The sequence below is a fragment of the Ureibacillus thermosphaericus genome (genome assembly GCF_012396605.1).
GTDB classification, from domain to species: Bacteria; Bacillota; Bacilli; order Bacillales_A; family Planococcaceae; genus Ureibacillus; species Ureibacillus thermosphaericus.
The window spans coordinates 36,424-50,466 of record NZ_JAAXPW010000025.1; the positions used below are offsets into that span (position 1 = coordinate 36,424).

General features: G+C 37.1%; 13 protein-coding genes and 1 rRNA gene. 13 read left to right on the plus strand and 1 reads right to left on the minus strand.

The window, feature by feature from the left end; genetic code table 11:
* Nucleotides 1-16 precede the first annotated feature (16 nt).
* The 11 genes from tilS to dusB all read left to right on the plus strand — a co-directional run bounded on the left by tilS (nucleotide 17) and on the right by dusB (nucleotide 11,071).
* Nucleotides 17-1,426, plus strand: a complete 1,410-nt coding sequence (tilS, locus tag HF990_RS10450) for a tRNA lysidine(34) synthetase TilS (RefSeq protein WP_016838834.1) — start codon at nucleotides 17-19, stop codon at nucleotides 1,424-1,426.
* Between the two features lie 121 nt (nucleotides 1,427-1,547).
* A complete protein-coding gene (gene hpt / locus HF990_RS10455; RefSeq protein ID WP_016838833.1) occupies nucleotides 1,548-2,090 on the plus strand; it encodes a hypoxanthine phosphoribosyltransferase in 543 nt (180 codons plus the stop codon).
* Between the two features lie 134 nt (nucleotides 2,091-2,224).
* Nucleotides 2,225-4,276, plus strand: coding sequence for an ATP-dependent zinc metalloprotease FtsH (gene ftsH, locus HF990_RS10460; RefSeq protein WP_016838832.1), 2,052 nt, complete (start codon nucleotides 2,225-2,227; stop codon nucleotides 4,274-4,276).
* Between the two features lie 126 nt (nucleotides 4,277-4,402).
* Nucleotides 4,403-5,170, plus strand: coding sequence for a type III pantothenate kinase (locus HF990_RS10465; protein WP_016838831.1), 768 nt, complete (start codon nucleotides 4,403-4,405; stop codon nucleotides 5,168-5,170).
* Nucleotides 5,171-5,186: 16 nt separating this feature from the next.
* Complete coding sequence (gene hslO / locus HF990_RS10470) at nucleotides 5,187-6,074, plus strand: Hsp33 family molecular chaperone HslO (RefSeq protein ID WP_016838830.1); 888 nt, start codon at nucleotides 5,187-5,189, stop codon at nucleotides 6,072-6,074.
* Nucleotides 6,052-6,999 carry a peptidyl-prolyl cis-trans isomerase gene (locus HF990_RS10475; RefSeq protein ID WP_016838829.1) on the plus strand — a complete coding sequence of 316 codons (948 nt, stop codon included), beginning with the start codon at nucleotides 6,052-6,054 and terminating at the stop codon, nucleotides 6,997-6,999. The genes hslO and HF990_RS10475 overlap by 23 nt, the downstream gene beginning before the upstream one ends.
* A gap of 119 nt (nucleotides 7,000-7,118) precedes the next feature.
* Nucleotides 7,119-8,048: a cysteine synthase A gene (cysK, locus tag HF990_RS10480; protein WP_016838828.1), complete on the plus strand. Its 930-nt coding sequence runs from the start codon at nucleotides 7,119-7,121 to the stop codon at nucleotides 8,046-8,048.
* 181 nt (nucleotides 8,049-8,229) lie between these two features.
* Entirely contained in the window at nucleotides 8,230-9,093 is an 864-nt protein-coding gene (gene folP / locus HF990_RS10485) for a dihydropteroate synthase (RefSeq protein ID WP_016838827.1), read from the plus strand.
* Between the two features lie 19 nt (nucleotides 9,094-9,112).
* A complete protein-coding gene (gene folB, locus HF990_RS10490) occupies nucleotides 9,113-9,484 on the plus strand; it encodes a dihydroneopterin aldolase (protein ID WP_016838826.1) in 372 nt (123 codons plus the stop codon).
* On the plus strand, nucleotides 9,474-9,977 hold the full coding sequence (folK, locus tag HF990_RS10495; protein ID WP_016838825.1) for a 2-amino-4-hydroxy-6-hydroxymethyldihydropteridine diphosphokinase: 504 nt from the start codon (nucleotides 9,474-9,476) through the stop codon (nucleotides 9,975-9,977). The genes folB and folK overlap by 11 nt, the downstream gene beginning before the upstream one ends.
* 77 nt (nucleotides 9,978-10,054) lie before the next feature.
* Nucleotides 10,055-11,071, plus strand: coding sequence for a tRNA dihydrouridine synthase DusB (gene dusB, locus HF990_RS10500; RefSeq protein WP_016838824.1), 1,017 nt, complete (start codon nucleotides 10,055-10,057; stop codon nucleotides 11,069-11,071).
* Nucleotides 11,072-11,163: 92 nt separating this feature from the next.
* Here dusB and HF990_RS10505 read toward each other — a convergent pair whose 3' ends face one another.
* Nucleotides 11,164-11,640, minus strand: a complete 477-nt coding sequence (locus HF990_RS10505; RefSeq protein WP_016838823.1) for a DinB family protein — start codon at nucleotides 11,638-11,640, stop codon at nucleotides 11,164-11,166.
* 192 nt (nucleotides 11,641-11,832) lie between these two features.
* On the opposite strand from HF990_RS10505, the gene lysS reads away from it, so the two are divergent.
* Together lysS and HF990_RS10515 are read left to right on the plus strand one after the other, a co-directional pair.
* Nucleotides 11,833-13,332 carry a lysine--tRNA ligase gene (gene lysS, locus HF990_RS10510; RefSeq protein WP_172597811.1) on the plus strand — a complete coding sequence of 500 codons (1,500 nt, stop codon included), beginning with the start codon at nucleotides 11,833-11,835 and terminating at the stop codon, nucleotides 13,330-13,332.
* A gap of 606 nt (nucleotides 13,333-13,938) precedes the next feature.
* A 16S ribosomal RNA gene (locus tag HF990_RS10515) occupies nucleotides 13,939-14,043 on the plus strand; the annotation flags it as partial.

Consider the following 14,043-nt stretch of genomic DNA (forward strand, 5'->3'; position numbering starts at 1 on the left):
GAAATGAGGTGAGAAGATGGTAACTTTTGAGAAAAAAGTGCAAAATTTTATAGCAGAACAACAATTAGTTGAAGCGGGAGACCGTCTTCTCATCGCTTGTTCTGGTGGCGTTGATTCTATGGCATTGCTTCATTTTTTTATTCAATTACAAGAACAATGTAAAGTTGATTTATATGTTGCTCATGTGGACCATATGTTGAGAGGGAAAGTTTCGTATGAAGATCGGCTATTTGTGGAACAGTTTTGCAGAGAACATGGGATTCCGATTTTTAGCACAAGCATCCCCATTCCAGATTTGTTGGAAAAAGAGGGAGGGAATTCTCAAGCGATTTGTCGCAGAGAGCGGTATGCATTTTTTGCAAACATCATGAAACAATACAACATCAATAAGCTAGTGACAGCTCATCATGCGGATGATCAGTTGGAAACTATGCTGATGTCTCTTGCAAGATCCGGAAACGTCAATGGGTTCAAAGGCATTTCCGCAAAACGAGCGTTTTCGGTTGGCGCTATAATCCGTCCTTTTTTAGTGGTTACAAAAGAAGAAATAACAAATTATTTACAGGAAAAAGGCGGCTCCTTCCGAGAAGACGCGAGCAATATGAAGGATGATTATACTCGAAATCGATTCCGACATCATATTATTCCATTGTTAAAAAACGAAAATAAACAGGTGGCAATTCATGCGGTTCAATTAGCGGAAAATTTGCAACAAGATGACGAATTTTTACTTGAACTCGCAAAAAAACGCTTTTCCTCAGTTGTAGAAAAAATGGAGGATCGTTTTATACTACATATTCGTCCATTTCAAAAAGAGCCACTTGCTTTACAAAGAAGAATCATTTTAATACTATTAAACTATCTTTATCAACCTTCAGACAACCAAAGTTACGCTATTTATAGTAAGATTTTGGAATTATGTAAGTCCCAAGAAGGGAACGCAACAATTCATTTACCAAACCAAATTATTGCAAATAGAAGTTATGGCGACATTGCATTCTTTAAATATCAAACATCCAATAATGAAGAAGACTATATTCAACAAATCAAAATTGGGGAATGGAACGTATTAAATGGTTTTCGTTTATACATAGGAAAACTCTCTGATGAAACGGGCTGCCAACAAAATGATATAGCCGCATATTATTTCAATTCCAACGCAATTGCTTTTCCTCTTAAGGTTCGGAAGCGAAAAGTAGGTGATCGAATTCAGTTAAACGGAATGCAAGCGCCGAAACGATTATCCCGCCTTTTTATTGATGAAAAAATCCCTTTAATTGAAAGAGACGATTGGCCAATACTTGTAGATTCAAATGAAGAAATTTTATCGGTATTAGGTGTTCGGGCTAATCATCAATTTTCAAGAACAAAAAGAATTGATGATAATATGGTAATGATAGTTGAAAAAGTTCCTTACAACAAATAAGGTAAATTTTATAAAATATTTTTTAAAAATGGCTATAATTCATGTAAAGAGAATTTTGCCATCAATTAAATAATTATTTAACAAATAATTTTTCAACGCTGTTTAGGAGGAACATTACATTATGATCGAAAAGGATATCGAAAAAATACTAATTACTGAAGAACAAATTCAAGAAAGAATCGCAGAAATTGGCGCCCAGTTAACGGAAGAATATAAAGATAAGTTTCCATTAGCAATCGGGGTATTAAAAGGTGCAGTACCTTTTATGGCAGATTTAATAAAACGTTTTGAATCATATATTGAAATAGACTTTATGGATGTTTCAAGCTATGGAAATGCAACCGTTTCTTCAGGAGAGGTAAAAATCTTAAAAGATTTAAATACGAGTGTAGAAGGTCGGGATGTCATTATCATCGAAGATATCATAGATAGCGGCTTAACACTAAGTTATTTAGTAGACTTATTTAAATATCGAAAAGCAAATTCCATTAAAATTGTTACATTATTAGATAAACCGTCTGGCCGTAAAGTGGACTTAAAAGCTGATATTGTTGGTTTTGAAGTTCCAGATGGATTTGTCGTAGGTTATGGTTTAGACTATGCAGAAAAATACCGAAACCTACCATATATTGGTATATTAAAAAGTGAAGTTTATTCCTTTTAATGTAAGTATTTTTGTATAAATAACGACAAAAATGTAAAAAGGCTACATTATCAGTGCTTTTCATTGTATGATGAAATAATGGTATGTTAAGATTTTACTTATAGTTTTTGTGTTAAGTTGTGAGGAGGCTGGGGATGAATCGAATATTTCGATACACCATACTTTATTTGTTAATTTTTCTTGTGGTGATAGGTATTTTCGGTACCTTTAATGGAGGTGCAACGCCTTCAAAGGAATTAACGTATGATGAGTTTATTAATGCTTTAGAGACAGGGAAAATAAAATCGTTAAATATTCAGCCAGATGCGGGTGTTCTAGTTGGTGAAGGTGAGTTAACAGGAAATGAAGAACAAACTTTCACTGTAAACCTTCCTCAAAACAACCCGGCGCTGATGGAGAAGATAGACAATGCAATTAAAAATTCGAAAATAAGTTTTATACCAGCCCCTGAATCGAGCGCATGGGTTCAATTCTTCACGGGAATCATTCCATTCATTATCATTATCATTTTATTCTTCTTCCTCTTGAGTCAAACTCAAGGCGGAGGCAATAAAGTGATGAACTTCGGTAAAAGTAAAGCGAAACTTTATGATTCTGAAAAGAAAAAAGTTCGCTTTGATGACGTTGCAGGGGCAGATGAAGAGAAGGCCGAATTGGTAGAAGTAGTGGAATTCTTAAAAGACCATCGCAAGTTTACAGAAATGGGGGCACGTATTCCGAAAGGTATTTTATTAGTAGGTCCTCCAGGTACTGGTAAAACATTGCTTGCTAGGGCTGTTGCTGGAGAAGCTGGTGTTCCTTTCTTCTCTATTTCCGGTTCCGACTTCGTAGAAATGTTTGTCGGTGTCGGTGCGTCCCGCGTTCGTGACTTATTTGAAAATGCGAAGAAAAACGCGCCATGTATCATCTTTATTGATGAGATTGATGCGGTTGGACGACAACGTGGTGCGGGTCTTGGCGGAGGTCACGATGAGCGTGAACAAACATTGAATCAATTGCTAGTTGAAATGGACGGTTTTGGTGTAAATGAAGGAATTATCATTATCGCTGCTACAAACCGACCAGATATTTTAGATAAAGCTTTATTACGTCCTGGTCGCTTTGACCGACAAATTACTGTTGGATACCCAGATGTAAAAGGTCGAGAAGCGATTCTGAAAGTTCATGCGCGCAATAAACGATTGGCGGAAGAAGTAGATTTAAAAGCTGTTGCCCAAAGAACTCCAGGTTTTGCTGGTGCAGATTTAGAAAACTTATTAAATGAAGCAGCCTTAGTTGCTACACGTAAAGGGAAACGAAAAATTTATATGGATGATATCGATGAAGCAAGTGACCGAGTGATTGCCGGTCCAGCGAAAACGAGCCGTACTTATACACCAAAAGAGAAAAAACTCGTTGCATATCACGAAGCAGGTCACGTTGTCATCGGTTTAACGCTTGATTCTGCTGAAAAAGTTCATAAAGTAACCATTGTTCCGCGAGGCCAAGCGGGCGGTTATGCTATCATGCTTCCGAAAGAAGAACGTTTCTTCCAAACGAAAGAAGAATTGCTTGATCGCATTACTGGTTTGCTTGGTGGTCGCGCGGCAGAGGAAATTGTATTAGGAGAAGTATCCACTGGTGCTCATAACGACTTCCAAAAAGTAACGAATATTGCTCGCCGAATGGTTACAGAGTTTGGTATGAGCGAAAAGCTTGGCCAACTTCAATTTGGATCATCACAAGGTGGAAATGTATTTTTAGGTCGAGATTTTAATACAGACCAAAATTACTCAGAAGCCATCGCTTTTGAAATCGATAAAGAAATGCAAAAAATTGTGAATGAGCAATATGAACGAGCGAAACGCATATTGACAGAGAAGCGTGATTTGCTAGATTTAATCGCTCAAGCTTTATTGGAGCATGAAACATTAAATGCTGAGCAAATCGAACACTTACGTGATTACGGATGCCTTCCAGAAAAAACAGAAGAAGAAGAAGCTGAGACAATCAAAATCACAACAGTAGAGCCGAAGCAAGCTGACGACGAGAACAAAGAGAGTGAAGAGCCTAAAGAAGTTACTGTAGAAAAATCTGGCTCTGCTCAAATTCATCAAGAGGCAGCTGGTGAAGAAAAAGCTCCGACAACAGATGATTTACCTAAAGAAAATTCTACGGATAGTTTGAATGAAGGCAAAAAGGAATAATGAATACTTGATAAAAGTAGTGTCAGAAATTTTCTGATGCTACTTTTTTCGTTACAGGTTAATCTTTTTGAGGTAACTGCATGCAATATGGTATGATTTCATCAAACGAAAATGGAAGTGGTTTTAGTGATATTAGTCATTGACGTAGGAAACTCAAAAATTTCTGTAGGAGTTTATCAAGATGAGCAATTGATTCATCATTGGAAAATGGAGACGGAGAAAAATAAAACTTCCGATGAATATGCAATGCATTTATATGCCTTTTTTAACTATGCTGGAATCGCCTTTAGCGATATTCGTGGCATTATTATTTCTTCCGTTGTCCCTCCTATTATGTATGTATTAGAAGAAATGTGCCGAAATTATTTTCACATTAAACCCCTTGTCGTAGGGCCTGGCATCAAAACAGGATTAAACATCGCTTGTGATAATCCGCGGGAAGTGGGTACAGACCGAATTGTCAATGCAGTTGCTGCCGTACATGAATATGGCACAAGGCCGCTTATTGTAGTAGACTTTGGGACGGCTATTACTTTTAGTTACATAAATGAGAAAGGGCATTATATGGGAGGGGCCATAACTCCTGGCGTAAGGATTTCTTTGGATGCACTATTTACAAAGGCATCCAAATTGCCACGAGTAGAAATTACAAAGCCGTTTGACATTATCGGAAAAAATACAATCACCTCCATTCAATCGGGAGTTTTTTATGGCTTTATTGGCATGGTTGAGGGAATTGTAAGCCGTATGAAAGAGCAAAGTAAGATTGAACCTTTAGTTATTGCAACTGGAGGTCTTGCAGAATTTTTTTCAAATGAGACAAAACTTATTGATGTAGTAGACAAGTTTTTAACTTTAAAAGGTTTATATATCATTTACAAAAGAAATCATTAAAGAGAGGAAATTTGTTATGGAAGATTATTTAGTAAAAGCTTTAGGATTTGATGGAAAAGTTCGTGCATATGCGGTGCGTTCAACGAATACTGTTGGGGAAGCACAAAAAAGACATAATACATGGCCTACCGCTACTGCTGCCCTAGGTCGCGCATTGACTGCTGGAGCTATGATGGGATCAATGATGAATGCCGATGATAAGATTACAATCAAAATCGAAGGTGGGGGTCCAATCGGTATTATATTGATAGATGCAAACGGAAAAGGAGAAGTAAGGGGATATGTCACGAACCCACAAACTCATTTCCCGTTAAATGAAGTTGGAAAACTAGATGTACGTCGTGCAGTTGGAACGAATGGAAACATTACGATTGTAAAAGACTTAGGTTTGAGAGAAATGTTTACAGGTCAAACCCCAATCGTTTCAGGAGAAATTGCTGAAGACTTCACTTATTATTATGCAGTATCAGAACAAGTTCCTTCATCAGTAGGATTAGGTGTACTGGTAAACACGGATAATTCCGTACTTGCAGCTGGAGGATTTATTATTCAATTATTACCAGGATGCGATGAAGAAACGATTGAAACAATTGAAAACCACTTAAAATCCGTTGAACCGATTTCGAAAATGATTGAAAAAGGCTATACCCCTGAACAAATATTAGATGCAGTATTAGGAGAGGGAAATGTAAAAGTGTTAGAAACTATGCCTGTTCAATTTAACTGTGGATGTTCAAAAGAGCGTTTTGGAGTGGCTATTAAGTCACTAGGTGTACAAGAAATTCAAGAAATGATTGATGAAGATGGAGGAGCAGAAGCAGAGTGCCACTTCTGTTTAGAAAAATATCATTATAGCCAAGAGGAGCTAGAAGGTTTTATCCGTGAGATCGAGGCAAAAAATTAACCAACCTACGACTCAACATACGCCACTATCAAAACGCCGATTAAAAACAAAACCTGTACTCACATTACTTGCGATTTTATTTGTTGGGAATATTTTTTGGTTTGTTCTTTGGTTATTTGCATTAGGTGGAGATGAAGAAGTTGGCGACGATGAAACTATCGTCGCTAGCGTTGATGGTGAAAATATTACTCGCCTGCAATGGATGGCTGAAATGGAACGTTATTATGGAAAAGATACATTGCAGCGCATGGTGAATCAAAAAGTAATGGAAAAGGCTGCGAAAGAATATAGCATTGACGTGACTGAGGATGAAATTGATTTAGAGCTATCCCTTATGGTTTCTTCCAGCGAAATGGATTCAACGTTGCAACAATTAGGAGAGAAGGAACTTAAAGAGCAAATTAAGTCCCAGCTGATTTTAGAGAAAGTATTAACAAAAGATATTATTATTGATGAAAAAGAGCTTGAATCTTATTATGAAGAAAATGAATCGTTATATAATATTCCAACGACGTACCGAGCAAAATTAATTGTTGTGAATACGAAAGATGAAGCAGAAAGTGTTTTAAAAGAACTGAATGAAGGTTCTGATTTTTCGGTATTAGCTCGGGAACGTTCTGTTGAACAAGTTTCGGCAAGTCTCGGGGGAGATATTGGCTATATTACGAATCAATCCAATGTAGATCCAGCTATACTGAAAGCGCTTCAAAAACTAAATAAAAATGAAATTAGCAAGCCTGTTTTATTAAGAGACGGCCGATATGGAATTGTTCAATTACATGAAAAAATGGAAGGAAGATCTTTCCCTTATGGAGAGGTAAAAGATCATATTAAAAGGGGGTTAGCGATGGAGCAACTGTCATCATCCATTACCCCGGAAATGTTTTGGAAAGAATTTGATGTGACATGGTTCTATGGTGAATAATGATTAAAAATTTTACAAATTTTCACTCTCATTTTCATTGACAACAAACGATTAGTAGGGTTAATATTAAAACAAGAAAAACCTATAAAAATAGTCGGTATTATGAAAGGGGAACCGTGATGAGTAAATTATATAATTCTATTACAGAATTAGTTGGTCGCACACCAATCGTGAAGTTAAACCATGCTACAACTGAAGATGAAGGAACTGTTTGGGTAAAATTAGAATATTTTAATCCAGGAAGCTCTGTTAAAGATCGTATTGCTTTAGCGATGATTGAAGCGGCAGAAAGAGATGGACGACTAAAACCAGGTGGCACAATTATTGAACCAACTTCAGGAAACACTGGAATTGGACTTGCGATGATTGCAGCAGCAAAAGGTTATCGCGCTATTTTAGTAATGCCTGAAACTATGAGTATTGAACGCCGTAAATTACTTCGTGCATATGGTGCTGAATTAGTATTAACACCTGGTCCTGAAGGAATGAAAGGTGCAATTGCTAAAGCAACAGCACTTGCAGAAGAAAATGGTTATTTCATGCCACAACAATTTGAAAACCCTGCAAATGCAGAAATCCACCGCTTAACAACAGGTCCGGAAATAGTGGAAGCATTTGAAGGTGTGCAATTAGACGCATTTGTTGCTGGGGTAGGTACAGGTGGTACAATCACAGGTGCAGGTGCTGTATTAAAAGAAAAATATCCAAACATTGAAATTATTGCAGTTGAACCGAAAGACTCTCCGGTTTTATCTGGCGGAAATCCAGGTTCCCATAAAATTCAGGGTATTGGAGCAGGTTTCGTACCAAAAGTGTTAAATACAGAAATTTACGATTCTGTATTCCAAGTTGATAATGAAACAGCATTCGAAACAGCTCGTAAAGTAGGTCGTGAAGAAGGTATTTTATGCGGTATTTCATCAGGTGCTGCTATTCACGCTGCAATTCAAACTGCAAAACGTTTAGGCAAAGGTTCTAACGTATTAGCGATTGTTCCATCTAATGGTGAACGCTATTTATCAACAGCTTTATACAATTTCGAAGACTAATAAGAAACGGCATTATCCTTTTGGATGATGCCGATTTTGTTTGACGAAAAACATGTTATATGATTACACCGAATTTTAGATTTAAAAGTATTGAGTGCTTTGACTTTGAAAATGATATACTTGTTTAGAATGTAATGAAGGCGAATGAGTAGTCCTCTTATTGATAAAGGAGTGTACGAAGATGTTATCGAAATACAGTAAACCGTTAACAATTAATAATATAGAGCTCGATTATACAAAAGAAACTTTTGTGATGGGGATTTTAAATGTAACACCCGATTCTTTTTCTGACGGGGGAAAGTATAATTCAATCGATGCCGCAATTGCACATGCGAAACAGATGGTTCAGGAAGGTGCGAAGATTATTGATGTGGGTGGAGAATCGACACGACCTGGTTATACTCGTATTCCTGATGAAGAAGAGATTGCTCGTGTCGTGCCAGTGATTAAAGCTTTGAGAGAAGAAGTACCTGCCATTATATCAATTGATACTTACAAATCAGCGGTTGCTCGTGCGGCATTGGAAGCTGGTGCCCATATCATTAATGATATTTGGGGCGCGAAGGCAGATCCGGAAATGGCCAAAGTGGCTTTTGAATATAATGCACCTATCATTCTAATGCATAATCGAGAGAACACGAATTACAAAAATTACTTCGAAGATTTTTTAAATGATTTAAAAGAAAGTATTGATATTGTGAAAGCAGCTGGTGTTCCAGACGAGCATATCATACTTGATCCGGGAATAGGGTTTGTGAAAAACTTGCAGCAAAGTATTGAAACGATGCAACGATTAGATGAACTTGCAGAATTGGGATACCCCGTTTTGTTGGGGACTTCGAGAAAACGAATGATTGGCACTATTTTAGATGTTCCATTACATGAAAGAGTAGAAGGTACTGCGGCGACATGTGCATATGGTGTCATGAAAGGTTGTCATATTGTTCGAGTGCATGATGTAAAAGAAATAGCAAGAACCGTGAAAATGATTGATGCATTGATGGGGAAATTTGAAGTGAAAAATGAACTTCCTGAGAGACACTAATTTCGATAGGAGGTCTATTATGGACTATATACATTTGCGAGATATGCAATTTTATGGATATCACGGTGTATTACCTGAAGAAACAATGTTAGGGCAGCGTTTTCGAGTTACAGTATCTCTTGCGGTCAATACGAAAAAGGCAGGGGAAACAGACGACCTGCAATATACAGTGAATTATGTAGAAGTGTATGAATTATGCAAATCAATCATGGAAGGAGAGCCCTTCCAATTAATTGAAGCAGCTGCAGAAACCATTGCTTCATCAATCTTACAAAAATATGAAGGACAAGTGTTTGGATGCAAAGTGGAACTAATTAAACCAGATCCACCTATTCCAGGCCATTATAAAGAAGTAGCTGTTGAAATAGTAAGGGGTCATTATGGTGAATGATGTTTATTTATCTTTAGGTACAAACTTGGGAGATCGGGAAAACAATTTAAAATCTGCCATTGATTTGCTTCAAAGTAAGGAGGGGATATGGATAAAAAAAATATCCCCAATTTACGAAACGGCTCCAGTGGGGTATGTTGATCAGCCCTCTTTTTTAAACATTGCGATTTATGCACAAACAATACTTTCACCTATTGAATTGTTACAGACCTGTCAATTAATTGAAAATGATCTCGGTCGGGTTCGCAATATCCGCTGGGGGCCAAGAATTATTGACCTTGACATTTTATTATTTAATAACGACAATATTGAGTCAGAGAATTTAATCATTCCACATCCTCGAATGTTTGAAAGAGCTTTCGTATTGGTTCCGCTGTTAGATATTGCATCTAAGCCATACTCGGAAAAGTTGATTCAAGCGGAGGCAGCATTAAAGAATATCAACCTTGAAAAAGAGGGCATTAAAAAGTGGAAGGATTATTTTTCTTTGTAACAATACGTATTACGACACTCGACACTATGAAGTAGTGACGGATATAAAAACACTTTTATGGAAAGGAGGTATAGGCCATGGAAGAGAAAAAGCCGTTCCAAATAGGAGATATCGTGATGGCAAACCGTGTAGTACTAGCTCCAATGGCAGGAGTGAGTAACGTTGCTTTCCGGCTAACGGTTAAAGAATTCGGTGCGGGTCTTGTTTATGCTGAAATGATCAGTGATAAAGGACTTATTTTACGCAATAAAAAAACGTTAGACATGCTTTATATAGATGAAAGGGAAAAACCAATCGCCTTGCAAATCTTTGGGGGTGAAAAAGAAACCCTCGTTGAAGCGGCCAAGTTTGTAGATCAACATACGAACGCGGATATTATTGACATCAATATGGGATGCCCTGTAAATAAAATTATTAAATGTGAAGCAGGAGCGAAGTGGTTACTGAATCCGGATAAAGTGTATGAAATGGTAGCGGCAGTTGTTGATGCGGTGGAGAAACCGGTGACGGTAAAAATGCGGATTGGTTGGGATGATGAACACATTTTTGCTGTTGAAAATGCCCAAGCGATTGAAAGAGCTGGCGGCAGTGCTGTAGCCGTTCATGGTCGTACAAGGGTTCAAATGTACGAAGGGAAAGCGAATTGGGAAATCATTCGCCAAGTGAAGGAAAATGTAAACATTCCTGTAATCGGTAATGGCGATGTAGAAACTCCACAAGATGCAAAACGAATGTTGGATGAGACGGGTGTAGACGCGGTGATGATTGGTCGAGCTGCGTTAGGAAATCCATGGATGATCTATCAAACCGTACAGTACCTCGAAACAGGTGAGTTAAAACCAGAGCCATCTGTTCAGGAAAAAATAGACGTTTGTTTATTACACTTTGATCGTTTGATAAAATTAAAAGGTGAATTTGTTGCCGTACGTGAAATGCGTAAACATGCAGCTTGGTATTTAAAAGGGATTCGTGGCAATGGCATTATCCGTAATGCGATTAATCAAGTTGAAACAGCCGAAGAATTGCGTGCAATTTTAAATAACGTGGTTGAACAAAGTAGAGAGCAACAAGAACGAGAGATGCATGTTGTGTGAAAACTAATGGTTACGATTATTGTGAAGCGCTTAATTAAGCAATATAAAAAGCCGTCTCAACAACTGAGGCGGCTTATCCTGAATTGGTAAGATTATGCGTTTGATTGTTCCTTTGTTGGTCCCATGACACCCGGTACAGGTAGGCCAGCTTGTCTTAATAATACTTGCATCTGTGCTCTGTGATGAGTTTGATGATCAATAAGCATGCGTAGTACTGCTCCAATCGCAGTAGGTTGTCCAATCATATCCACTTCTTTTTCTAATGAACTATCATCTAGTTTCTTAACCGCATTTACAACTTCTTCGTTTACTTTTTTATATTCGTCAATGATTTCTTTCATTGTAGTTGGCGGTGTAGATGGATTGATTTGGACATTTAGTGATTGCCCTATTAATCCGCAAAAGAATAAAGGGGCATTTGTTAAGTGCCAGCTTAAAAATTCAAGAGAATTATGACCTTCAACAATAGCAACATACTTTTTATCTTCCGTAATGGATTCCATAATTGCTATAGTACCCGCACTATTGTGTTGCCAATCTTTTATAAAATCGTCTATTTTACGATACATGGAAACACCTCTCTCAAAAAGTTGAATCTTTTATCTGAATATAAGAACATTATATACAAAAGTAGAAAAATTACCCTAATCAAAAATATAAGGGAACTAAAAAAATCTTTCAAAAATGATGAAGAGAAGATAGAAATTGTGTACAATAGATACATTGTGGACTATGAACAGAACGTTTTAAAATTATGAGGAGTGAAAGACGTGTCAAACATTGAAGAATTAAATGATCAACTTTTGGTGAGACGCCAAAAGTTAAGTGATATTCGTGAAAAAGGTATCGATCCATTTGGCCAACGTTTCGAGCGCACACACTTGTCTTCAGATGTTTTCAAACAATTTGATGTATTTACGAAAGAAGAGCTAGAAGAAAAAAATGATGAAGTAGTCATCGCAGGTCGTATTATGACAAAACGTGGGAAAGGGAAAGCTGGTTTTGCCCACATTCAAGATTTGGCTGGCCAGATTCAAATTTATGTTCGTCAAGACCGAGTAGGCGATGAAGCATACGATTTATTTAAACATGCAGATTTAGGAGATATCGTGGGCATCCGCGGAGTTGTTTTCAGAACAAATGCAGGGGAGCTTTCCGTAAAAGCAAACGAATTTACTTTCCTAACGAAATCACTGCGCCCAATGCCTGAAAAATTCCATGGATTGCAAGATGTTGAACAACGTTATCGTCAACGCTACTTAGACTTGATGACGAATGCTGATAGCAAAGAGACGTTTATTACTCGTTCAAAAATTATTCGTTCTATTCGAAACTATTTAGATGGACAAGGTTATTTGGAAGTAGAGACGCCAATTTTACACACTGTTGCTGGAGGGGCAGCTGCTCGACCATTCATTACGCATCATAACGCATTAGATATGGATCTATATTTACGTATTGCATTAGAATTGCATTTAAAACGTTTAATTGTTGGCGGACTCGAAAAAGTATATGAAATAGGACGAGTGTTCCGAAATGAAGGTATTTCAACACGTCACAATCCAGAATTTACATTATTAGAGCTATACGGTGCATATTTAGATTACCGAGATATTATGGAATTGACGGAAAATTTAATTTCTCATGTAGCACAAGAGGTGCTTGGTACAACGAAAATCCAATACGGTGAAGAAGAAATAGACCTTTCACCAGGATGGAAACGAGTGCATATGGTTGATGCAATTAAGGAAGTAACCGGGGTAGACTTCTGGCAACCTATGACATTAGAAGAAGCGAGAAGTTTAGCGAAAGAACATGGTGTGGAAATTCAAGAAATGCATGAAGTGGGACACATCATTAACGAGTTCTTCGAGCAAAAAGTAGAGGAAACATTAGTACAACCAACATTCGTTTACGGACATCCTGTTGAAATTTCGCCATTAGCAAAGAAAAATCCAGAAGATGAACGCTTCACAGACCGTTTTGAATTATTTATCGTTCGTCGTGAACATGCAAATGCGTTTACAGAATTGAACGATCCAATCGATCAACGCGAACGTTTTGAAGCGCAACTAGCTGAAAAAGAAGCAGGAAATGACGAAGCACATGATATGGATGAAGATTTCATCGAGGCTTTAGAATATGGAATGCCTCCTACAGGTGGATTAGGTATCGGTATTGACCGATTAGTTATGTTACTAACCAATTCTCAATCCATTCGTGACGTATTATTATTCCCAACAATGCGTCCAAGAGATTAATTAGCTGGTTATAGAAAATCATTAGTTCAATCTATGGCTGTCTAGAAAATCTCTAGACAGCCAACTTTTTATAGACATGAAAGATGAAATCCTTAATCGCTTTCATTCAACGTAATTTTTTGTATTCCTAAATCTGTGGTTATTGTTGATTCATTAGTCTAATTCTTTTCTTACATCAGAATAGTGTGGGAGTTTTACATTATTTGATTTTATTTAGAGACCTTATATCATTTTTAGTTCAATGATATAAGGGGATATTGTTTTCAAACAATAAAAAAATTAAATGTAAAATAATTTATAACGCTAGATAAAAAATGTTGAAAAATATGTTGACATTTGATTAGGTAAGGTGATAATATATAAAAGCTGTCGCTAAGAGAAAGTAATTCTAATAAAGATCTTAACGAAAGTGATAAAAAATGAAAAAATCCAAAAAAGTTGTTGACAAACGAGTTGGTAAACGATATAATTAAAGAGTTGTTTCAAAAAAGAAGAATGAACCTTGAAAACTGAACAACAAAACGTTAATGCAATAAATTATCTAGTTGTTAACCCTCGTTGACAAACTAGATTCGGACATTAAATTTTGAGCAAATCAAATTTTCTTTTATGGAGAGTTTGATCCTGGCTCAGGACGAACGCTGGCGGCGTGCCTAATACATGCAAGTCGAGCGAACCAATTGAAAGCCTAGCTTTCATGAGGTTAGCGGC

Excerpts from the sequence above, each read along its gene's own strand:
- hslO (WP_016838830.1), top strand. The coding sequence starts at position 5,187 with ATGGAAGATTATTTAGTAAAAGCTTTAGGATTTGATGGAAAAGTTCGT.
- folP (WP_016838827.1), top strand. The coding sequence starts at position 8,230 with ATGTTATCGAAATACAGTAAACCGTTAACAATTAATAATATAGAGCTC.
- folK (WP_016838825.1), top strand. The coding sequence starts at position 9,474 with ATGGTGAATGATGTTTATTTATCTTTAGGTACAAACTTGGGAGATCGG.
- cysK (WP_016838828.1), top strand. The coding sequence starts at position 7,119 with ATGAGTAAATTATATAATTCTATTACAGAATTAGTTGGTCGCACACCA.
- folB (WP_016838826.1), top strand. The coding sequence starts at position 9,113 with ATGGACTATATACATTTGCGAGATATGCAATTTTATGGATATCACGGT.
- hpt (WP_016838833.1), top strand. The coding sequence starts at position 1,548 with ATGATCGAAAAGGATATCGAAAAAATACTAATTACTGAAGAACAAATT.
- ftsH (WP_016838832.1), top strand. The coding sequence starts at position 2,225 with ATGAATCGAATATTTCGATACACCATACTTTATTTGTTAATTTTTCTT.
- tilS (WP_016838834.1), top strand. The coding sequence starts at position 17 with ATGGTAACTTTTGAGAAAAAAGTGCAAAATTTTATAGCAGAACAACAA.
- dusB (WP_016838824.1), top strand. The coding sequence starts at position 10,055 with ATGGAAGAGAAAAAGCCGTTCCAAATAGGAGATATCGTGATGGCAAAC.
- HF990_RS10505 (WP_016838823.1), bottom strand. The coding sequence starts at position 11,640 with ATGTATCGTAAAATAGACGATTTTATAAAAGATTGGCAACACAATAGT.